At 42.6% G+C, this 21,414-nt stretch carries 25 protein-coding genes; 8 read left to right on the forward strand and 17 right to left on the reverse strand.

Annotation, left to right across the window (positions count from 1 at the left end; translation table 11 throughout):
- Together FY557_RS03555 and FY557_RS03560 are read left to right on the forward strand one after the other, a co-directional pair.
- Complete coding sequence (locus FY557_RS03555) at nucleotides 1-828, forward strand: hypothetical protein (protein ID WP_149245914.1); 828 nt, start codon at nucleotides 1-3, stop codon at nucleotides 826-828.
- Between the two features lie 20 nt (nucleotides 829-848).
- Nucleotides 849-1,697, forward strand: coding sequence for a cyanophycinase (locus FY557_RS03560; protein WP_149245915.1), 849 nt, complete (start codon nucleotides 849-851; stop codon nucleotides 1,695-1,697).
- Between the two features lie 54 nt (nucleotides 1,698-1,751).
- Here the strand turns inward: FY557_RS03560 and FY557_RS03565 are convergent, their stop codons facing one another.
- Together FY557_RS03565 and FY557_RS03570 are read right to left on the reverse strand one after the other, a co-directional pair.
- Nucleotides 1,752-2,378 (reverse strand): ferritin-like domain-containing protein, encoded by a 627-nt coding sequence (locus FY557_RS03565; RefSeq protein WP_149245916.1) that lies wholly within the window; start codon nucleotides 2,376-2,378, stop codon nucleotides 1,752-1,754.
- 87 nt (nucleotides 2,379-2,465) lie between these two features.
- Nucleotides 2,466-3,062 (reverse strand): Crp/Fnr family transcriptional regulator, encoded by a 597-nt coding sequence (locus FY557_RS03570; RefSeq protein ID WP_149245917.1) that lies wholly within the window; start codon nucleotides 3,060-3,062, stop codon nucleotides 2,466-2,468.
- A gap of 228 nt (nucleotides 3,063-3,290) precedes the next feature.
- Here FY557_RS03570 and FY557_RS03575 point away from each other — a divergent pair, with 228 nt between their 5' ends.
- Complete coding sequence (locus FY557_RS03575; protein ID WP_149245918.1) at nucleotides 3,291-4,058, forward strand: succinate dehydrogenase/fumarate reductase iron-sulfur subunit; 768 nt, start codon at nucleotides 3,291-3,293, stop codon at nucleotides 4,056-4,058.
- A 20-nt stretch (nucleotides 4,059-4,078) separates the two neighbouring features.
- Entirely contained in the window at nucleotides 4,079-5,083 is a 1,005-nt protein-coding gene (locus tag FY557_RS03580; protein ID WP_149245919.1) for an NAD-dependent epimerase/dehydratase family protein, read from the forward strand.
- 219 nt (nucleotides 5,084-5,302) lie between these two features.
- On the opposite strand, the gene FY557_RS03585 is transcribed toward FY557_RS03580, so the two are convergent.
- Entirely contained in the window at nucleotides 5,303-6,037 is a 735-nt protein-coding gene (locus FY557_RS03585) for a KGG domain-containing protein (protein WP_185151641.1), read from the reverse strand.
- A gap of 825 nt (nucleotides 6,038-6,862) precedes the next feature.
- Nucleotides 6,863-7,465 carry a hypothetical protein gene (locus FY557_RS03590; RefSeq protein WP_149245921.1) on the reverse strand — a complete coding sequence of 201 codons (603 nt, stop codon included), beginning with the start codon at nucleotides 7,463-7,465 and terminating at the stop codon, nucleotides 6,863-6,865.
- Between the two features lie 196 nt (nucleotides 7,466-7,661).
- Between FY557_RS03590 and FY557_RS03595 the strand changes: the two genes are divergently transcribed.
- The 4 genes from FY557_RS03595 (at nucleotide 7,662) to FY557_RS03610 (ending at nucleotide 11,064) form a co-directional block, all read left to right on the forward strand.
- On the forward strand, nucleotides 7,662-8,054 hold the full coding sequence (locus tag FY557_RS03595; protein ID WP_185151642.1) for a low affinity iron permease family protein: 393 nt from the start codon (nucleotides 7,662-7,664) through the stop codon (nucleotides 8,052-8,054).
- Between the two features lie 65 nt (nucleotides 8,055-8,119).
- Nucleotides 8,120-8,647, forward strand: coding sequence for a CinA family protein (locus tag FY557_RS03600; protein WP_149245923.1), 528 nt, complete (start codon nucleotides 8,120-8,122; stop codon nucleotides 8,645-8,647).
- Between the two features lie 184 nt (nucleotides 8,648-8,831).
- Nucleotides 8,832-9,584, forward strand: a complete 753-nt coding sequence (locus FY557_RS03605) for an SDR family oxidoreductase (RefSeq protein ID WP_149245924.1) — start codon at nucleotides 8,832-8,834, stop codon at nucleotides 9,582-9,584.
- A gap of 1 nt (nucleotide 9,585) precedes the next feature.
- Nucleotides 9,586-11,064: an alpha-amylase gene (locus FY557_RS03610; RefSeq protein WP_228451692.1), complete on the forward strand. Its 1,479-nt coding sequence runs from the start codon at nucleotides 9,586-9,588 to the stop codon at nucleotides 11,062-11,064.
- 46 nt (nucleotides 11,065-11,110) lie between these two features.
- Here FY557_RS03610 and FY557_RS20025 read toward each other — a convergent pair whose 3' ends face one another.
- From FY557_RS20025 to FY557_RS03670, 13 genes are all read right to left on the reverse strand, one after another.
- A complete protein-coding gene (locus FY557_RS20025; RefSeq protein WP_185151643.1) occupies nucleotides 11,111-11,272 on the reverse strand; it encodes a hypothetical protein in 162 nt (53 codons plus the stop codon).
- A 186-nt stretch (nucleotides 11,273-11,458) separates the two neighbouring features.
- Nucleotides 11,459-13,183: a hypothetical protein gene (locus tag FY557_RS03615; protein WP_149245925.1), complete on the reverse strand. Its 1,725-nt coding sequence runs from the start codon at nucleotides 13,181-13,183 to the stop codon at nucleotides 11,459-11,461.
- A 256-nt stretch (nucleotides 13,184-13,439) separates the two neighbouring features.
- Nucleotides 13,440-14,192, reverse strand: a complete 753-nt coding sequence (locus tag FY557_RS03620; RefSeq protein WP_149245926.1) for a metallophosphoesterase — start codon at nucleotides 14,190-14,192, stop codon at nucleotides 13,440-13,442.
- Complete coding sequence (locus tag FY557_RS03625; RefSeq protein WP_149245927.1) at nucleotides 14,189-14,392, reverse strand: hypothetical protein; 204 nt, start codon at nucleotides 14,390-14,392, stop codon at nucleotides 14,189-14,191. The genes FY557_RS03620 and FY557_RS03625 overlap by 4 nt, the downstream gene beginning before the upstream one ends.
- Complete coding sequence (locus FY557_RS03630; protein ID WP_149245928.1) at nucleotides 14,382-14,930, reverse strand: RNA 2'-phosphotransferase; 549 nt, start codon at nucleotides 14,928-14,930, stop codon at nucleotides 14,382-14,384. The genes FY557_RS03625 and FY557_RS03630 overlap by 11 nt, the downstream gene beginning before the upstream one ends.
- Nucleotides 14,927-16,117, reverse strand: a complete 1,191-nt coding sequence (locus FY557_RS03635; protein ID WP_149245929.1) for a hypothetical protein — start codon at nucleotides 16,115-16,117, stop codon at nucleotides 14,927-14,929. Before FY557_RS03635 ends, FY557_RS03630 begins: the two co-directional genes overlap by 4 nt.
- Complete coding sequence (locus FY557_RS03640) at nucleotides 16,114-17,052, reverse strand: ADP-ribosylglycohydrolase family protein (RefSeq protein WP_149245930.1); 939 nt, start codon at nucleotides 17,050-17,052, stop codon at nucleotides 16,114-16,116. Before FY557_RS03640 ends, FY557_RS03635 begins: the two co-directional genes overlap by 4 nt.
- Complete coding sequence (locus FY557_RS03645) at nucleotides 17,052-17,738, reverse strand: SIR2 family NAD-dependent protein deacylase (RefSeq protein ID WP_149245931.1); 687 nt, start codon at nucleotides 17,736-17,738, stop codon at nucleotides 17,052-17,054. Before FY557_RS03645 ends, FY557_RS03640 begins: the two co-directional genes overlap by 1 nt.
- A 317-nt stretch (nucleotides 17,739-18,055) precedes the next feature.
- Nucleotides 18,056-18,577 (reverse strand): O-acetyl-ADP-ribose deacetylase, encoded by a 522-nt coding sequence (locus tag FY557_RS03650; RefSeq protein ID WP_149245932.1) that lies wholly within the window; start codon nucleotides 18,575-18,577, stop codon nucleotides 18,056-18,058.
- Complete coding sequence (locus FY557_RS03655) at nucleotides 18,567-19,475, reverse strand: ADP-ribosylglycohydrolase family protein (protein WP_149245933.1); 909 nt, start codon at nucleotides 19,473-19,475, stop codon at nucleotides 18,567-18,569. Before FY557_RS03655 ends, FY557_RS03650 begins: the two co-directional genes overlap by 11 nt.
- Nucleotides 19,475-20,110, reverse strand: coding sequence for a DUF4291 domain-containing protein (locus FY557_RS03660; RefSeq protein ID WP_149245934.1), 636 nt, complete (start codon nucleotides 20,108-20,110; stop codon nucleotides 19,475-19,477). The genes FY557_RS03655 and FY557_RS03660 overlap by 1 nt, the downstream gene beginning before the upstream one ends.
- Nucleotides 20,107-20,922: a TIGR02452 family protein gene (locus FY557_RS03665; RefSeq protein ID WP_149245935.1), complete on the reverse strand. Its 816-nt coding sequence runs from the start codon at nucleotides 20,920-20,922 to the stop codon at nucleotides 20,107-20,109. The genes FY557_RS03660 and FY557_RS03665 overlap by 4 nt, the downstream gene beginning before the upstream one ends.
- Entirely contained in the window at nucleotides 20,919-21,338 is a 420-nt protein-coding gene (locus FY557_RS03670; RefSeq protein WP_149245936.1) for an ADP-ribosylation/crystallin J1, read from the reverse strand. The genes FY557_RS03665 and FY557_RS03670 overlap by 4 nt, the downstream gene beginning before the upstream one ends.
- Between the last annotated feature and the right edge of the window lie 76 nt (nucleotides 21,339-21,414).

A 21,414-nucleotide genomic window follows, 5' to 3' on the forward strand; every position in this document is an offset into this window, starting at 1 on the left:
ATGGCTCCAAAAGGCAGATTAATCATCATTGGCGGCAATAATACAGAAGCGGTTCCTGAAACGGAGCAGGAAACTCTAAAGACGCAATTTTCCGCTTGTGGAATTTTCCGCTTATTATCAGACCGGAAAAATGACCGTATCGAAATTATTGCAGCATCTCCGGATACAGTGGAAAATACAGTATCAAAATATTCGGCGGTTTTACAGCAGGAAGGATATACCAATTTCGGTTTTATCCACCTTAAGAATAGCCGGGAAGATTATCATCCCCGGATCCTGGCGTCAAAGACTGTTATCTTTGTTGATGATGACCCTGGTTTCTGTGAAACCTTAAAAAATTCATCTCTTACGAAACTGATATATAAAAAATACCTGCTCGAAGAGGAATTTACAATTGTAGGCATTAATGCGGGCGGCATGTTTATTTCCGGCATGTTCCTGAATGATAAAGAAATCCGTCCGGGGCTTGGGTTTATCAACAACTGTATTATTGATACCAACTTCAGACATGGCACCCGGTTCAGGAGCCTCGTAAAAGCTGTTGTTTCCCACCGCGAATGCCTTGGGCTCGGCCTGAATGAAGGAATGGCCCTGATTATTGAAAAAGGATACAAGGCACAATGTATCGGGAACAGCTCCATGATCGTCGTCAATGCCAAAAATGTAAGAAGGAAAAAACCCAGAAAAGGATTCTCCGTGTACGCAAAAAACCTGAAAGGCCATATCCTGACTGCCGGTTCCATGTTTAACCTGATCAGCGGTGACCTTATTACAGAAGTACCGTTCGATTATAATTTAAATTTTACCAACAGGAACACCAAACAATAATTAAATTAAAAATAGAAACTATGATACCGAAAGGACGGCTGCTGATTATCGGCGGTAAGGAAGACAAAGGGGAAGACGATTCTGAAATGGAGAAAAAGAATAATAATTTTTCTCCCAAGGAAATCCTGAAATTGCTCGCAGAATCAAAAAATGACCGCATTGAGGTTATCACTACGGCGAGCTCAGAGCCGGAAGATATGCGGGAAACTTACACGAAAGTATTTAATGAAATCGGATATACGAATTTCGATTTTCTGGATATCTGCGATAAGCAGGTGCATTCCGATTTTCATCTTAAACGGGTGGAAGCAGCGAAAACGGTATTTTTCACTGGAGGCGACCAGAACAGAATCTGCGGAAGTCTTAATCAGTCTGTTCTTACTGACCTTCTCAAAAAAAAATATCAGGAAGAAGACGGCTTTATGATTGCCGGAACCAGCGCAGGTGCCATGTGCATGCCCAAGATCGTTATTCTGGAAGCAGTGAACGGCGAGGCCATGCTGGAACATGATATCGAACTGGATACGGGACTTGGATTTATAGAAAACTGCATCGTCGATACGCATTTTATTCACCGGGCCAGATTTGGACGGCTTGCCCATGCGGTGATCCTTCACCAGGAATGCTGGGGAATCGGGTTGGGAGAAGATACGGCCCTGCTGATTGAGGAAGGCTGCAGGGCAACCTGCCGCGGATCCGGGATGGCCTGGATTATCAATGCCAGACATATTGGGCAGACCAACACCCGCACCGTAGAAAAAGGAGCACCCATTTATGCAGAAAATCTTAGGATCCATATCTTAACCGATAACTGTAAGATTGATTTTAATAACGATACATTTGAAGGTGCAGGCAACGGAAAGCAGTAACAAAAAAAGGAAACCTAAAATCAGGTTTCCTTTTATTATGATGATTGCGTTTTTCTATACCGCTTTGCTGTTAAGGTTGGTATCAGCTACTTTCGTTAGAAGCTCATCGCATTTCTTTTCTTCTTCCAAAGTATTTAAAAGGTGCTTTAAGCAATCTTCCTCTTTCAATACTTTTGCAAACGCAGCCAGCGTTCCGTAAGTAGCGATTTCATAATGTTCTACTTTCTGTGCGGCAGCAATAATTCCGGCATCTCTTACTTTTCCCGGTTCTGTTTCTTCCATAATGCTTTTGCCTTCATCCAAAAGACCCTGCATGGCATCGCATTTTTTGGCCTGAGCTTTTTTACCCAATGCCTTGAAACATTCTTCAAGCCTGTCAATCTGCTCTTCTGTTTCTGTGATATGGTTGTCGATTGCTTTTTTCAGCTTTTTGTCGGTTGCATTTTTCATCATTACAGGCAGTGCTTTTAACAGTGCCTTCTCTGCCCAATAAATATCCTTCAGGGAATCTTCAAAAAGATCTTTCAGTTCTTTTGCCGCTCCTTTTTTCGCAGGGGTCTTAGCAGCAGTTTTTGATGCTGTTTTGGAAGGCGTTTTTGCCGCTACGGTTTTAGGGGCTGCTGCCTTTTTAGCATCCGTCGTTTTTTTAGCCGCTACCTTCTTAGCTGTTTTAGTTTCCATAATATAAATATTTTAATGTCTGGTCCCTGTAAATGTGCAACTATAAGACCATTTTTATCTGAAGTGTTGAACTGTGGTATTTAAAATCTAAACATATACTTTTCTGTTGATAATCTTCAGATAATTTTCTTTTTCCAGCTGTTTAACCGCTCTTACCACCGTTTCCACCCTTAATGCAGTAATGGAAGCAATCTGCTGGCGGGTAAGCGGCACTTCATAGGAAAATTTGCTTTGGTCTTCCCTGAAGCTCTTATGATAATCAAGCATGCCTTTAATTCGGGTAACCGGCCTTAAGGAAGAGTTATTTTCCAGCATGATGTATTTGTAATACAGCCTTTCCGATAAAAATTTATTGATATCTCTGGAAATCTGGGGATTCTCGTCCAACAGTTTAATAAAGTCAATTTTCGGAAGTTTAAGGATGGTACATTCTTCAAACGTTATGGCATTTACAGGATACTTCTGATCAATGAATAAAAGAAGCTCGCACACACTCAGTCCAGCCTCAAGAATGGCCAGGATAAGCTCTTTTCCTTCATCATTGTAATGGTTCAGTTTGATTCTCCCCTTAACCACCTGATAATAATATTTGGGAGTGTCGCCTTCCCTGAAAATAATATGAGAACGCTGAAGCGTTTCCTGCTCAGCTCCGTAAGCCAGTAAAAGTTCTTCTGATATCAGCATATATAAAGGTTTTAAAGTTGTATTCAAACGGTATACGTGGGGATTTTCAAATAAAATTAAACGTAAAAAAACGGCAGTATTATGATTGAAATCATAAAGCAAATTCCTTGCCCTAACGTTCACATTTTTACGTATCGCTCATAATTAACTTTATCGTTATCTTATGAGACAACTCATAAAATCTTCACCTTTTTAAGCGTACTTTTAAATAAACCAATCACATTTGCTATGAATACAAGAAAGAATCTGAACCTGACCCTGAAAATCTGGCGGCAGAAAAACAGGAAAACCAAAGGACAGTTTGAAATATATAAAGTTTCGGATATCTCTACCGATGCTTCCTTTCTGGAAATGCTGGATATTCTTAACGAGCAGCTGATCCGGGAAGATAAGGAACCGATAGCCTTCGACCACGACTGCCGGGAAGGTATCTGCGGGATGTGTTCTTTATATATCAACGGAAGAGCGCACGGCCCGGATACGGGAATTACTACCTGCCAGCTTCACATGCGGATGTTCAGCGACGGGGAAACGATTGTGATCGAACCCTGGAGAAGCATTGCTTTTCCCGTTATCAAGGATTTAATTACCGACCGGAGCGCCTTTGACCGGATTATGGCATCCGGCGGATTTATTTCAGGAAACACTTCAGGAAACACGCTGGACGCCAACGCTATAGCAGTTCCTAAAGAAGATGCGGACAAAGCGATGGATGCTTCCTCCTGCATCAGCTGCGGAGCCTGTGTGGCCTGTTGCCCGAACGGGGCAGCCATGCTTTTTGTAGGAGCCAAAGTTTCTCATTTTGCCCTGCTTCCGCAAGGTAAAGTAGAAGCCAAAAGAAGGGTGCTGAATATGGTGCAGGCCATGGATGAAGAAGGATTCGGCAACTGTTCGGTAATCGGTGCCTGTGAAGTGGAATGCCCGAAAAAGATTTCCCTGGATAATATCTCACGGATGAACAGGGAATATATGGCCGCCTGGCTTGACACGAAATAACCTGAAATTTAATTTTTATTATGGTTCTGGTAACGGGAGCAACAGGAATTCTGGGCAGGATAATTGTTTTGGAACTTCTGAAGCAAGGGAAAATAGTTCGTGCCGCAAAAAGGAAATCCAGTAATCTGGAAGAAGTGCGGAAATCTTTTAGGTATTATACGGAAAATCCGGATGGTTTTTTCAATGCCATTGATTGGGCGGATGTTGACCTGAATAATAAAAAAAGTATTAGTACAGCACTTGAAGGCATTTCCGAAGTCTACCACTGCGCTGCCAAGGTAAGTTATGATCCGGCTGACCGGAAGAAAGCAGATGAGGTAAATATTTCAGGTACAGAGAATATGCTGGAATGCTGTAAAGATACTGCCGTGAACAAATTTCTTTACGTAAGTTCAGCCATTGTTTTTACAAAAGAGACGGAAGACGGGCTGATTCATGAAGAATCCGAACTCATCGGCTATGAGACTGCTACGGTATATGCCGCTTCCAAACGCAAAGCGGACACCGCCGTCCTCAACGCTTTTCATGAAGGGCTGAATACAGTAATCATCAATCCAGGCATGATTATCGGAAGTGGGAACTGGAAGAACAGCAGCGGGGAATTTCTCCGTACTTTCATAAATGGATTCTACACTTTTTCAGGAGGCACCGGCTGTGCCGATGTAAGAGATGTTGCGGCTATCGCTATCCGGCTGATGGATGAAAACAGGTTCGGAGAGCGTTACCTCATCAGTTCCGAAAACAAAACCTACATGGAATTATCCACTATAATTACAAAGAAACTAAATAAAACAAAGCCTTTCGTTCTTTCGAAGCCTGTTTTAGAAGCCGGCAGAATAGTGAATATTCTTACCTTCCGCTTGATCCCGGTCCTGCGTATGCTCACCCGGCCAAACATAGAATTTCTGACTTCTTTTCAGGGAATATCAAATGAAAAAATTACTTCTGAACTGCATTATGAACTTATTCCCATACACGAAAGCCTGATGTTTCATATCAACAATTACCTCAGCGAAAAAAGCTGAACCTTACTTCGACCCGGAAATTAGCTTCAACTTTAAGTAGCGTTTTTCATTCGAAATTTGATGGATCGGTTTATCAAAAATATCATTAAAAGTTTACAAATCGGTTAAAAACCATATCTGATAATCCGGATAATAACAGGCTAATTCTGAACATTCCTGAAAAGCGATTACCTCTTCTGAACACAAAAAGAAGAGGTAATCTAAAATATCAACTATGAACTATGAATTTCGAGTGTTTCCTGCTCCGGATCCCGAAGACCTGCCGCCTCCGTGAGAAGCCTGGCCCCCCATTCTGGCGATCCTTGTCCGCTCTGCCTTGCTCATGGATGCAAACCCTCTCTTTGAGGTCCCGTTACCGGAACCGGAACCGGAATTGCCACTGTTGTCTCCTGAGTTGGAACTTCTTCCTCTTCCGGAGCCGCCCGATCCTGAACCGCCGCGGGAACCTCCCTCTCCCGAACCTGAAGATCTTCCGCCTCCATGAGAAGCCTGGCCTCCCATTCTGGCGATTCTTGTCCGTTCTTCTTTACTCATGGAAGCAAAACCTCTCCTTGAAGTTCCATTACCGGAACCTGAGCCTGATCTGCTGCCGGTGCCTCCTGAATTGGAGTCTCTTCCTCTTCCGGATCTGCCTGATTCTGAGATGCCGCGGGAACGACGGCTGGAATTTCCTCCTGCAGTAAATCTTCCCTGGCTGTCTCGCTGCTGATTACTGTTGTTTCCTCCGCTTCTGCCGTCTTCATTACCATCTTCTTCATCGTCATAATCTTCATCATCATACCGGTCATCATCGTATTCTTCTTCGTAATCTGAGAAATCATCATCATAATCTTCGTCCTGTAAGGCATCCTGATACCCATGATCGTACCCTAACCGATAAATTTCATCAAAAGTTGACCTCTCATTAGATGAACCGTTCCCTGAATTTCTTCTTCCGGAGCTTCTGTTACTCATAACTAAATTTTTTAAATTAATATTTGGTGGTTGCTTACAGATGACTAACTGGTATTTCATCCGTAAAGTTTGATTTTATAAGTGATAATAATGTTATTATTTTTAAACAACCTAAAGAAGAATACGCTAATTTACTGATCTTTAAAGACCTTCCTTTATGATGCGTATCATATCAATAGAAATTTGCGGTATTTTATTCTATATATTTTTCTCCGGTTCACGGGATTCCCGTTGCTTCAGGATTCTGGAATGGATGGATAAGAATTTCAGAACTATCATAACCAGTCCGGCCACAATGACGGCCGGCGTCAGTGCCAGCGCAAGATGAATTCCGGTCCGCTTTAGAATAATGTCGATTCTGCCATGACAAAAATGAGTATGGACTAATGATTAGCTGAAAGAACTTCCTGAAAATATCAGTGCCGGTGCTTTCGTATAAGAACAGCAACCTTCTATGTTTCCATCGATGTGAAAACGTTTTTAATGGTGTAAGAAACTGTGTTGTCTGCTGTTTTTAATCCCCGGTATCAAGCGTAAACTATACTGTCTCCTGTGTTGACATCATCTGAATGGGTGGTTGAAGCTGGTTCTGCTGCTGCTTTGTACAACTTACAACAAGACTTGCTGCCAGTGCATAGTGATTTCATAATATTAAATTTGGTGATTGTATTAATCCAAAGGTATTGTTATACATCACCCTATTTTATGATTAATATCATAGCCATTCCTTATTATTATTTCTTCAACCAGATGATATTTTAATAAAAAACCCCTCAAAACTGAGGAGTTAAAGAAAAGTAAATGGGTCTGAAAAATTAATAAGTCTTAAAATGTAATCAATCCTTCGGCAAGGCTTTTCCAGTGGATTTTACTGAATCCGAACATTCCGCCTGTACCGATGAATAAATTTCTTATTTTATTTAAAAATCCGGTATTGAAATTCGGAGTTTCATTTCTGCCGTAAACGCCTACTTTTAGTGTATTGCCCTCTTTTGAAATCATAATGTTCGATGTTGCAGCAGAGCTGTAAAAATGAACAATATTTCCCTTCAGCTTATTAGGCTCTTTGCAGGGTCTGCATATCATCAGGTACGATTTAGCAGTGCCGGTATCCCGATGGGACAGATTTACGATTTCCACCCAGTCGTACCCTTTACCTTCACTGTTTCCGGGGCCGGGGATTTCTATTCTTATAAAATCTCCTTTTTTAGGCATCCGGTCTGCCGGTTTTCCCGAAGAATCGAAATGCCTGAAATCCGCCGATGCGCCTCCGGCATACGACTTCCATTGATTGATGGAAAAAAAACGCTGTTTCAGAATATCAAATTTTAAATCTGCATCTGAATCGGTACACGGTCTGGTACTTTCACTGTCATGGAATCCGCCCTTCTTCTGAATAGGAACTCCTGGAATCTGCTTCGGCTTCATAATCTCTTCGTTTTGGTGTTCTTACAAATTTAGCACCCGCTATCGGAAATTGTTATGAGCATAATCACAATAAGCCATGTAAATTCCCTATCTTGATCGTAATCATAATTTTTCCCGGTATTAATCACGAAATTCGGGTTACTGATTCACAAAACCTTCCGCCTGATATGTCATGGAAGAATGAAGCATTATGAATATGAAAAAGAATTTCTCTGACAGGTCTGCCGATTGGGCGACTTACTTTGCGGTAAATGCCCGGACTTTTACCGGCGGGATTATCCCGATCGTAAGCTGGGCTTCAATATGCCTAACATTCAGGTTTTCGGAGATAGGGCAGTCGGTCATAAATACCATCGTTATTCCCGTTACTCTCATATCGGTTTTTTTTCTTCAGAAAACACAGAATAAAGATCCAAAGGCTATTCAGATCAAATTGAACAGACTTATCGGGATACACGAGAAAACCATTCACCGGATGAAAATATCAAACGGTCCTGAAGGCGTAAATCCGTTGAATTTCATTAATAAACTGAAACATCCGCCTATATCTGTCGGAAAGGATTTTTTTGAAATATCAGATCAGCACTGACTGAATATGATCCGGAAATCGCGTATAAAGGGCATTTCCTGAATTTTTAACCAAATATATTGATTATGAACATCCAGAAAGATTTATTAGAGTGCATCGGAAACTATCTGCACGCATCCGAGGAAACCGTTGCTACCGCAGAAAGTGTTACTGCAGGGTTTTTACAGTTCTCCTTTTCACAGGTCAAGGATGCTTCAAAAATTTTTAAAGGCGGAATGACGGTTTACACGCTGGAAGAAAAAGTGAAGTTTCTGAATATCGACGAAGAGGAAGCAGAAGCCTGCAACTGTGTTTCACAGAATATTTCGGATACCATGGCCTTAAATGTTGCAAAATCATTCGGTACCGACTGGGGAATGGCCATCACCGGCTATGCTACCCCGGTTGAGGAATCGGATTTTAAACTCTTTGCTTATTTCTCATTTGCTTATAAAGGCGAGGTTGTCCTCTCCCGGAAAATGGATCTGAATTCCAGAAAAGACTCCATCAGCGCCCAGCTTTGCTACAGCGAGTTTATGCTGGAATGCCTTAAAGTGGAAATAGAAAACCAGCAGATCCGGAAGGAAGAAAAAGGAAAAGAAGAGGAATCTTAAACTAAGTCAGATTATCAGGAAGAGCGCCTGAATGCCGGAAGTTTTTTCAGCAGTATTTAAAGTACTGATTAACCATCTTCTTATTTTGGATTTTAGCTTTATTAACGCATTAAAAAATTAAATATCCAATAATTACATCAAACAAGCACTAAGAAACCATTATCAACACCACAAAATATTATCTATGGAAAACCTACAGCTAAAGGACAAAAATGTGTTCATTACGGGAGCTGCTACGGGCATAGGAAAAGCTACGGCTTTACTGTTTGCCCGGGAAGGCGCTCACATTTCCTTTATTCATTACCATGACACGGAAGATGCAGAAGCCACAAAAAATGAAATTACGGCTTTAGGCAGAAAAGCTTTGTGCTTTGACGGAGATATCAACGATACGGAATTCTGTAAAGAGGCCGTAGCAAAAACCGTTTCGGAATTCGGGGGAATCGATATTCTGATCAACAATGCCGGAACCCAGTTTCCAACGGAAAGTATTACGGATCTCGAGGAAGAAAACGTAAGAAAAACCTTTAACTCCAATATCATCGGAATGATCCTGCTGACGAAAGCCGTATTTCCCCATCTGAAACAGGGCAGTTCGATTATTAATACGACATCGGCTGTCGCTTATCTCGGACATGAGGAGCTGGTGGATTATTCGGCAACGAAAGGGGCTATTGTTTCCTTTACACGATCGCTTGCTTTACAGGCAAAATCCAAAGGGATCCGCGTAAATGCTATAGCTCCCGGGCCTGTGGCGACGCCGCTTACGGAAAGAACATTCGGGGATGAAGAGGACGATTACAGTAAACCATCCCTGGAGCGCAACGCTTCCCCGGAAGAAATTGCTTCATGTTTTTTATTTTTAGCAAGCGATGCCGCTGCGCAGATGACCGGGCAGGTACTGCATCCGAACGGAGGATCAATTGTAAACGGATAGTATGATGAACGGAGTTATGATACAATATTTCCACTGGTACCATCCCGGGGATTTATGGAATGAATTTGCTGACCGGGCAGCCCTTTTAAAGGAACTCGGCTTCACGGCCGCCTGGCTTCCCCCTGCAAACAAAGGCGACCTGGGTATAGAAGGACGCGGATATGACCTGTATGACCTGTATGATCTTGGCGAGTTTGACCAGAAAGGCGGAATTCCTACCAGATACGGCACCCGGGAAGAATATCTGAACGCCATCGAAAAGGCCCATGAAGCCGGAATTTCAGTCTATGCCGATATTGTACTCAACCATAGGATGGGAGGCGATGAGGATGAGCTTATTACCGTTCATCAGGTGGATGAAGAAGACCGTAACAAGGTGATTTCGGAGCCCATGGAAGTTTCTGCAGGTACCCGCTTCACGTTTCCGGCGAGAAACGGCAAATATTCGGATTTCATCTGGGATTACCGGTGTTTCAGCGGGATTGACATCGCACGGAAAAATGGGGAGAAAATCACCGGAATCTTTAAAATCCACAACGAATACGGTACAGAGTGGACGGATGACGTAAGCCATCAGCTGGGAAACTATGATTACTTGATGGGTGCCGATGTAGAATACCGGAATCCTCACGTCATCCAGGAAATGAAAAACTGGATCCGCTGGTATTTTGAAACTACCAAAGTTGACGGATTCCGGCTCGATGCCCTTAAGCATCTTTCCTCGGATTTTCTGAAAGAATGGATCACCTACATCAAAACAGAGGTAAATCCCGACTGCTATATCCTGGGGGAATATTGGAAGGATGATGCAGAAAAAATAGGGATCTTCTCCGACAAGATGGATGAGCTGATTTCCTGTTTTGACGCACCGTTGCATTATAATTTTTTCAAAGCGTCGGAAGAAGGCAGCGATTATGACCTCAGCCAGATTTTAACGGGAAGCCTTTTGGAAAGAAAGCCCTTATTCTCGGTTTCCTTTGTGGAAAACCACGACACCCAGCAGCTTCAGGCCCTTGAATCGACCGTAAAAGACTGGTTCAAACCGTTAGCCTATGCCATTATCCTGCTTTCGGAAGATGCTTATCCATGTGTTTTTTATCCCGATCTTTTCGGAACGGAATATACAGACACCAAAGACGGCAAAGAAATTAAGATCATCATGCCTAAAGTTGAAATTCTTCCCGCTTTACTGACAGCAAGGCATCAGTTCGCTCACGGTGAGCAGATCCGGTATTTCGATGATCCCGACTGTATTGCATGGGTTAGAAAAGGTCATAAAGAGCATTCAGGATGTATCACGATTATTTCAAACAGCGGCGAAGGAAGTAAAGAAATTGAAATGGGAAAAGCATATGCTCATGCTAAATTTACAGATTTCCTCAGCCACAGGAACGATGAGGTGACGGCGGATGAAAACGGAAAAGCGGTTTTTAAAGTTAATGCCCGCTCGGTAAGTATTTGGATAAAATCCGATACCTGATTATGGCTGAATGTTGAGAAACAGCTCTTCCATGTTCCGGGTAACTTTATTCTATAAAACCATCCGCATTACCGGCAGATAGACATTCCTGTATTTTCAGGAACAGCCAGATCACGGACTTTTCCAGGCAGTGAACATTCAGGTTCTGATTATTATATTGGGCACAGCTGTTTTCCGGTAAAACGGAACCGCTGTTCAGGATGATCATTCGTTGCCGTGACGGTAAGCAGGATGATAACCAGACCTTCTGTCTTATTAACTTCAAAGCTATGTCCCTGCTTTCCGATATAGCGGGGACATTTCTTATGGAGTATTTATATAAGTCTCCACAACTTTAGTCCTGAAGATTAAAGTTTAAACCTGATTACCAAGCAACAAGATGCAAAATCAGCCGTTATAATATTCTATACACCGGATACTGGCGGAATGTTTTTTCCTCAAAATAAGGCGAGTTCCTGTAAATCCAGTCGAGCTGGACAGTACCATCTTCCGCAAACTTCGGGTCCGACGCTTTTTTGGTTTCGAATTTCTTTTTCAAAGTTTTATCCTTTCTCAGCAGTTCTGCAGCCGTGTCCTCAAAGATATAGGCAGAATAATATTCCTTCTGGGCTAAAATCCCGTCGAAGAAATTCCAGTTGAAGAACGAATCCAGCGCTTCCGGTTCCAGGGTTTCGATAAGGTATTTTACGCCTTCCTGACCGGTCGGTACCAGATAATCTCCTGCTGAAAACAGGATATTTCTGTTTGATCTGTCAACCGTTGTTTCAAAATGCGGATAATGCCCTTCGTAAGGATTTTTTGCGGTCTTGAAATCATTGATTCTATAGGATTCTACCGCCATGCTGCTGTCTTTTCGGATCGGTGTCATTTGGATCCCGTTTCTTCTGAGCTCTTCAATCACCCGGTACTGCGCCTGCGGAACGACGTAATATTTCGGAATGGTAATAAACCCTGTAGGAATAGCCGTTGTAAACAGCTTTATATTTTTTGTAAACGGTTTGTTCCGGTCGTAATACAGCCTTGGTTTCCCGGAGATTTCGCTCGGCCTGTATTTTCCTTCATAGCCTTTAAAATCCATGGTCGTGTATTTCGTGGAATCGATTTTCCAACGGATACCGTAAGGTTTTCCGGCCTGGTACTGCTTCAGGTTTTCGGTTCTCAGCTGCTTTATTTTCTCATATTCTTTATCCAGGTTCTGCAGGTTCACCAGCATATATTGATAGGTGACATCTACTCTTTTATCATAAGGTTTCAGCATGTGGGTTTCCGGCATTGTCGACAGGGCATTGAACAATGAAGCATATCCGGTGGAATATCGTGGCGAATCTTCAAAAGCAGCAAACCCGATGTCCGGAACATCCCCGTGAATATTGACATACGGTGTGCTTTCGTAACCTATTTTCTTTAAATCTTTCAGGTTTTTAGCCTGATAGGTCGTATAAAAATAATTCCCGAGTACATTTCCCAACCGTTCCTTGAATGTTGAAATATAGGTAAAGGTGTATTGGTAATCGGCTCCGTTGCTCACGTGGTTATCAATGAAGACATCCGGCTTCAGCCACTGGTAGATTTCCTGAAAGCTCCGGGCATTTTTCGTATCGGCTTTGATGAAATCCCTGTTCAGGTCAAAATTCCGTGCATTTCCCCTGAAACCGTAAGCCTCGGGCCCATTCTGGTTCGCTCTGGAAAACGGATCTCTGTTCATCATCCCGCTGACGTTATAGGCCGAAATAGCCGCTACGATAAAGTTCTGAGGCTTCCTTATTTTCCCGGTAGCCAGATCCCGCATCAGCATCATGGTGGCATCAATTCCGTCCGGTTCGCCGGGATGGATCCCGTTGTTGACGAAGAGGACCGCTTTGTCTTTTCTGAGCCGGGCTACTTCTTTTTCCGGAAACGGGTTGTAGAGTACCACATAGATGGGTTTCCCGTTATCATCCTCTCCTTTTTGCAGGTATTGGATGGTATTGAAATTTTTCGCCAGATCCCGGTACCAGGCATTCATTTCATCATACGTTACCGTCCGGTTGCCATTGCCTTTCTCAAAAGGGGTTTTGAAATTGTTTTGAGAAAATAAGAAAGAGGAAGTTAAAAGGAATAGAAGCGCGTTCAGTTTCATTGATGGATATTTGAGGTTTCAAAAGTACTTAAAGTTTTGGGAAATAGGTTGAGCCGGAAGGGGAAACAGGATGTTTTTTAGTAACCTTGTCAAAGGTCTTACTATCAAATTAGCTGAATGACTTAGAAAGTGCTATTGACCACCCCGTCTCCGGCTTTGGCCGGAGCCACCCCTCCGGCGGAGGGGAATTGCGATTAAGCATTGATTATTGGTCGGATATACCCAAAAAATATATTTTCAAATGCTTTTTAAAGGATTATTTCACAGGTTTGATCTGATCTTTATTTCTTCCCTTTTCATCAGGATATAAAGACGGAAGCGGATCGCTCTGCCAGAATGCTTTGGTATCGATATCCATGATGGTTAAAGATCCGGTAAAGGCAGCTCCCGTGTCAAGGTTCCAGATGTTGGCTTTATTGATCGGTTCTTTGCTGCCGAGATGTAAAGTCGGCGTATGGCCGATGAAGATTTCATTGTACAGAAGCAGTCTTTTAGGATAGAGTTCGGAGTTTTTGGACAATTTTCGATCCATCGCTACGGCCGTTTCCCAAAGCGTGCGGTCCCAGCGGTAATTGCTGGAATACATTTCTTTTTCAGGGCCGTGCATGGAAGAATATCCGGCATGGATAAACAGCCGGTTTTCCGCATCAATGTGATAGTTTTTCATCCGCTGAAAAAATGCCAGATGCATTTCCATTTCATCCAAACCATAACCGGAATAGCTGTCAACTGTACTTTTTCCTCCATTGAATAACCAGACGTCTTCACTTTTCCCGAAAGAGAGCCAGTCTTCACACCAGGCATCATGGTTGCCTTTGATGAAGATGCATTCCTGTCTCCCGGAAAGTCCGATTAAAAACCGGATTACCTGGGAAGATTCGCTCCATCCGTCGACGTAATCGCCCAGGAAAATTAAGGTGTCATCGTCTGTCACCCGCGCTTTGTCCAAAACCTGTTCCAGGGCTTTAAAGCCTCCGTGGATATCGCCTATGGCTAATGTTCTTTTCATTTAAATCTTTTGTGGTAATTCGGGCAATACTCAACAATTTCCATAGCTTCTGTCAATAGGCAGTTTCTATTCTGAATAATAAAATACAGAATGTTTATTGTTCGAGCACCTTTGGCAAAAAGTTCATTGACTTTCTCTTCTAAATGATCTTTTTCAGGACAAAAGTTTTTTACTGCTTCATCGAATTCTTCAGTGGTCATTCCGTATGTATTTGGCACCCACAAAATCTGTCAGCCAGACGTTGTTTTCGGAAAGATAGAACGGGATTCCGGCTTCATGCATTTTTGCGGTTTCTACGGTTAAAATCACCGGTTTTCCATGGCGCATCCCGACTTTGGTGGCGGTATCCCGGTTCTGGCTTAAATGTACGTGCTGCCGGCTCCGTTTCTCAATCCCGTTTTCCAGGATGGAAGGAATGTTTGCTTCTGCCGTTCCGTGATAGAGGAATTCCGGCGGCTGTTGCGGCTTTAAGGCTAAATCAATGCTAATTGAATGTCCCTGATTCGCCCTGATCCTGGTTTTGTCTTCGTTGAAAATAAACCGTTTTTTATCGTTGGTTTCCACCATTTCGGTCAATTCCTCCAGCGTAAAGCTTCTTTCATGCTTTTCGCATTTTTCCATCAGCTCATCCACCGCAGCCCAGCCGTTTTCATCCAGGGTCAGATTGATCACTTCAGGTTTGTGTCTCAGAACCAGGCTCAGAAATTTGCTGATTCTTTTTTTATGTGGTTCGTTCATCGTGTATTTGTTAGTTTATCCATTATTTTTCTTACATTAAAATAATCCTGTTTTAATGTTTCGAAAGTTTTCCTTTCTTCATCATTTAGTTTTGCCAAAACGGCTTTCTGCTGATAATAATATTCATAAAAATTATCCTTGTCATGATCTGATTTACTTTCCAGATCAAGGTATTTCTCAATTTCTTCATTGCTGAAGTTGTATGAAAGCATCCTAATTTTAATATCTAAAATCCAGAAAGAATCGGCATCGGTCTCGGTCTTTAACTGCTCCCGGATTTCATGTATGCTTTTATTGTTTTCTTTTGTCGTTTTGCAATTGTTTAATTTCCTCCAAAGCGCATCATAGATAATTCCTTCTCCAAATTCTCCATGATTAAAGAGAACATGAGGCTGATATTTTTCCAGATCTTTATAAAGCTCCTGATTATTATTTCCATGAAAAAAAATGTTCCGAAGATACATTCCAAATCCAAAATGAAATCCAAAATCACCTTTTAAACTGTCAAGCCTTGCTGCATAAGAGATATCTTTTATCTGACCGATCGCTTTTGGGCTTAAATCTTCTCTTATCAAATAATCTACGGCTTCTTCAACCGTATTCAGTGTTCTCGTTTTATTCTTTATTTTCTTTAAAGAAATTTCTTCTTCTGCAAGTGTTTTTTCAATCTGTTGCCGTACTTCTTCATCGCTAAAGTCTCCGGGTTCCTGTTTCTCTTCCGCATCTTCTTTGAAAAAATCAGGCAGGATGATTTCTCTGGAATCGGTCTCAAGAAAGATTTCCATTCTGCGTTCGGAAAAATACATTTCATCCTCAATAATTGTTTTTATTTCTGAATGGTTAGTCTCCTCAATATTTTTTCCGAATACATCATCCAATTTAACTTTATCCAATAAAGAATAATTAATCCTTTCAGTCGTTACCTGTGAAAATCTCTTAGATTCAGTCAGACTTTCATCCAGGAAAGAAATTTTATAGTCATTAAAACGATCCGTATTGCATTCTGCTTTTGCCGTAATAAAAATCCTATGTGTAGCACCCTTTACTTTTTCTGCAAATTGGATTATTTCTTCCTTTTTAAAAGCAAAAGGTATTTCGTTGAAAGGCAGTTTTGTAAAGCTGTTTTCAGCAAGAAACTGCAGATCTTTTAATGTCAGCAGAATATAAAACGTAACTGTATTTCTCATTGTAGCCGATTATTTAACTTTTCACAAAGCTCTTTGATATCCTCCTTCCTCGCCAATACCTCAACCCACTCTTCAGGAATCGCTTCAAAGCCATAATAAATCCCGGCCAGTCCGCCGGTAATCGCTCCGGTAGTATCGGTATCTTCTCCCAGATTCACAGCTTTTAAAACTGCTTCGGCATAACTTTCGGAGTTCAGGAGACACCATAAGGAAGCTTCCAGGCTATGAAGGACATAGCCGCCGGAACTGATTTCATCTTCAGGATATTGCGAAATATCGCTTTTTAGAATCCGAGCAAAAAGCTGTATTTCCTTAGGGTTAAAACCCTGGCCTTCTGCAAATTCCAAAACTATTTTTTTGGTATAGGCATAAGCTTCTTCTTTATTTTTTCCTTTGATGAGTTCAACCGCAAAAACCACATAGACAAAGCAGGCAAAAACAGAGCGGAAATGCCCGTGGGTAATGGATGAAACCTCCTTCACCGTCCGGTATAAACTTTCGATGTTTTCTTCCCCTTTAAGATAAAAAGCCAATGGGAGGATTCTCATCAGAGAACCGTTTCCGTTATCTTCTTCAAAAATATTCCCTGAAAACCGCGCACTTTCCCCTTTGATGAGCCGTGCGATGGAATGCCTGGTCGTTCCACCGATATCGAAAAGCCTTCCATGTGCTGCCCAGTGTCCGTATTTTACCCATTTTACAAAGCTTTCGCCGATCTTTTCCAAATTGTAGCCTTTTGTTAAACTTTCGGCAAGACATAAGGTCAATGAGCTGTCATCACTCCAGGTTCCTTTGGGCTGGTTCCACGAACCGAATTCCTGCATATCGGTAATAGGAAAACTTTTCAGGGTTTCCCTACTCTTAAATTCCACCGGCACTCCCAATGCATCACCCACACATACTCCGAAAATTCCGGCTTTTACAGCATTTTCCATCAGGCAAGACTGATCAGTTTATCAAACAACAGCTTCATTCCCTGGGTGGCGGATTCCTTCATTACCACTGCTCGCTGTCCGTAGCCGAAGTTCGTTTCGTTGGGATTGATCACAATAAGAAGACAATCATCTTTGATATCGTGAAGCAGTCCGGCTGCCGGGTAAACCTGCAGAGAGGTTCCGATCACCAGGAAAATATCGGCTTCTTTTGCCATTTGGGTGGCTTCCTCCATCAAAGGAACAGCTTCCCCGAACCATACGATAAAAGGTCTCAGCTGGGATCCGTCTTCTGCCTTGTCGCCGATGTTGATGTCGTTTTTATGTTCATACATCAGATTCTTATTGTTGCTTGAACAGGATTTGAAGAGCTCGCCGTGGAGATGCAGGATGTTGGCGGATCCGGCTCTTTCGTGCAGGTCATCGATGTTCTGGGTGATGATCTGAACCTCGAAATATTTTTCCAGTTCCGCCAGCAGCCGGTGGGCCTCGTTCGGTTCCACTTCATGAAGCTGGCGTCGTCTCTGGTTATAAAATTCCAGGACCAGTGCCGGGTCTCGCCGCCATCCTTCCGGACTGGCCACATCGGTGATGCTATGGTTTTCCCAGAGCCCGTCCCCGTCTCTGAAGGTTTTTATTCCGCTTTCGGCGCTAATTCCGGCGCCGGTTAATATGGTTAATTTTTTCATTGGTTTTTATTATTTAAATTTAACGCAGAGTTCGCAAAGAATTTTTGTAAACTAACTGCTTAAAGGTTCGCAAAGGCGTTTCACTCAGCAAGGAACATAAAACTTAGAACCTGTTTCAATTTAACTCAGAAATTTTACGTTATAATTTTTAATCTTAATTTTCTGAACTTAAATAAATTTTGTTTATTCTTAACTTTTACTGATGTGAAACTTCTAGATCAATTTTAATAAATAAGACAGTGCTCAGCAAATTAATTTTAAGCTAAAATATCTTAATTACAGAATGGTAAAAAATCAACCCTAAATTTAACAAGCTCTTATATTTTATTATTGTTCTCCAATAATTCTTTATAAATCGCTTCATTTTCATCATCAAAACAGACGAAAATAATTTTTTCGATGGTGTCTGATCTGAAATTCTTCACGGTTTCCACGGCAATTTTTCCTGCGGCTTCTTTTGGAAAACGGTAGACTCCAGTGCTGATGTTGGGAAAAGCGATGGTTTTTAAGCCAAGGCTTTCGGCCAGCTTCAGTGAATTTTTATAACAGTTCTCCAACAGCACTGCGCATTTCTGCTCATCTCCGTTCCAGACCGGCCCGACGGTATGGATCACGTATTGCGCAGGAAGGTTCCCTGCTGTAGTTACCACCGCTTCCCCGGTACTGCATTTCCCCTGCCTGTTCCTGATTTCGATGCATTCTTCCAGGATCTGCTTTCCGCCTGCCCGGTGAATAGCCCCGTCTACCCCGCCGCCGCCCAACAATGAGGAATTGGCTGCATTCACGATAGCGTCGGCCTGTATTTTGGTGATGTCGCCTTTGATGAGTTCAATGTTCATAAAATCTGCTTTTTTTCCAGTTTTCAATTGGGGTTATCCAGTCCGGAACGGTATTCTCGTCACAGCACAGAATGCTTACGCCTCCGGCCATGGCACAGGTTGTGTCCCGGTCGCCCAATGCGGAAACGGTATTCCACAGGCATTCTTCAAGATCGTGCCTGTACCGGGAAAGCATCCAGATAACCAGCGGCACCGTATCCTGGGCTATCATCCCGGTTCCGTTGCCCAATGTTTTCACCAATAGTTCCGTACTGGGATTTCCGTCTAAATATAAGCATTTGTTCAGCTTACTTTTCAAGTCGGAATCACTTAATTCGTACTGAATGTTTCGGATAAAATTTTGCCGGTCAAACATTTCCATACCCAACTTTTCCCGGACCGCAAAGGCGGCAGCCAGGGCAATGGCTTTTGTGCCTTCCATCGCTTCCCGGTTGGCGTGAGTTACTTCACACGACCGTTCTGCATTTTCTTTAAGCCCTGTAAAATCATCATAAAAATAAGCCCCGATGACGGCAGCTCTCATAGCTCCGCCGTTTCCCATGGAACCCTGTCCTTCAAATTTGGCATAGGAAACTTCTTTCCAGCGCTCACCGCTCTTCACCTCTCTGAAATACCGGTGCATGGAAGGGCCGTACCCACGGTTGATGTCCAGATGATAGTTTTTTGTAAACTCTTCCGCTAAAAAATCCTGATCGATTTTCCCGAATTTCTCCAGCGATCTGAAGACGGCTATGGCCATGATCGTGTCATCGGTAAAATCCAGAGCAGTTCCGGGAATGATCCTTTGCTGAATATGGCTTTTCACAAAGCTTTCCTCGCCAAAAAAACATTCGCCAAAAGCATCGCCAATGGATATTCCCGTCAGTGATTTCGAAGCAAGCAAAAGTTTATTTTTCATTAGATAAGCCTTAATTTTTTATTCAGACCCTCATCATCAAACAGCAATGGTTTTTCTTCAGGCAGCATCAGCTGATCCAGATTATCGTTCAAAACAAACCGGTGCTGTTCTTTCACGAATTCCGAAATATTTTCAATTAAAATTAAATCCTCTTTAGCAAACGATCTGATCAAGTCATTCCTCAATCCGATCTGGATCGCCCTTCTTTCCTGCTTTGACCCGAAAGGATCATGATCGGGATCCCATTGCAGCCTTGCGGAGGATGCTTTTACCTCATTCTGCCATTCTTCCCTGGAGATTCCCAACCGGTCATTGTAGGAAGAATAGACGGCGTTTTCCAGGTACCTTCTGAAAGCATCCATCTTCAGGTGGATGGCCAGCACATATTCTTGTCCTTCTTTCGTTCCCCAGCCATTCCGGTACATCATCCAGAGGAAATTCGGCTTGATCCAGGTCATCCTTTCCAGGCTGAAAGGTCCTCCGAAATACTGGTTTCTGACGGCAAATTCACCGATTTCCTTCCGGTAGGACTGGTAGACGATAATTTTTTCATCATCATATTGCGCCATGAGGTGATGCCCTTCCCTTGGCCAATCCTGTAGTTGTTCTTTATATTTTTTTAATTTGAGTTTCATAATATTTCCTCGAACGGCCTGATCATTTCCTCTTTTTTCGACAGAATCGCAAAGACCACTCTTTTAAATTTGTTTTTATATTTTCCCTGAAGATGTTTTTTAAACAGTTCGGCTATTTCTTCCGGATCGTTTTTAAAAACACCGCATCCCCAGGCTCCTAAAATCAGGGTTTCATTTCCCTGGTGTAATGCCAGCGCCAGCATCTTGTCCGTTCTGACATCCATGGCTCCGAAAATTTCACCGGCTCTTTCCGGCTCCTGACGCTTGACCACGCCTGCGTTCACTGCCGGAGAGGTAATAAAATTACAAAAAACCGGCTTCGGAAGCAATTCTCCTTTGTCTTTCCGGAAAACCGGGACTTTCGGGCTGTAGATCATCATATCGGTATAAAAGCAGGATTCCATCTCCCGGTGGCTTTTATAATAATCCCATGCCTGGAGAAGACTTGCATGCAATCCTGAAGTTCTCGCCAGGCTTTCTTCCTGCGCTTCGGCTCCGTTGATGAAACCGCCGCCCGGGTTTTTAGCCGAGGCAAAATTCAGGCACATGATTTTTTCCTGGTCTTCATCTTCCGCCAAGTGTAAAATGGCTTTCAGCGAACTGCATCTCCAAACCTCAAACCGGGTCTCAAAACGCTTATCCGGAGTTTCTTTTTCCGTAAGTTCCGCAAGCGCTTCAGCTGAGAACAGAACGGTTCCTTTGGTAGAAACTTCCAGTTCGTTTTCAATGCTTATCTTTTCGTTGTTTCCGTTGATATAATATTTTTTGGCTAAGATGTCCAAGGTATCTTTTGCCATTCCTTTATTGGTCATGGTAAGTTTTTAATGTTAAATAATAAATCTTCGATGGCTGCATGCGCCGTTTCCTTAAAGTTTTTCCCCACGAAAACCTGGGTGACTTCAATTGTTCCGGTGATCGCCTGATTGAATGCTTCCAGTTCTTCTGCGGGCACCCAAAGTTCATTATGGTTTTTCGCCCCGACATTCTGGGAAGGATATTTGTTGAACACTTCCTCAAGCACTTCAAATCTGGTTACGAATCCTAAATAATTTCCTGCTTCATCGCGGGTGTTCCATTTTTCGGCAATTTCGGAAGCGTAGTCTTCATTCAGGACGGGATAGAAAATCGGCTGCCATTCCAGCCTGGTAGGAAATGCCCTGTACCCATTTTCAATGATTAAAAGCATTTCTTTTTCTCCGACCGGTCTGTATAAGGTTTGTGTTTTCATGATTATTTCATATTAGGTTTCGGCTAAAGCCATTGGATAATTTCTTTTGAAAATGGGCTAAAGCCCATTCTTATTT

This window comes from Chryseobacterium sp. SN22, assembly GCF_008329705.1.
GTDB lineage: Bacteria > Bacteroidota > Bacteroidia > Flavobacteriales > Weeksellaceae > Chryseobacterium.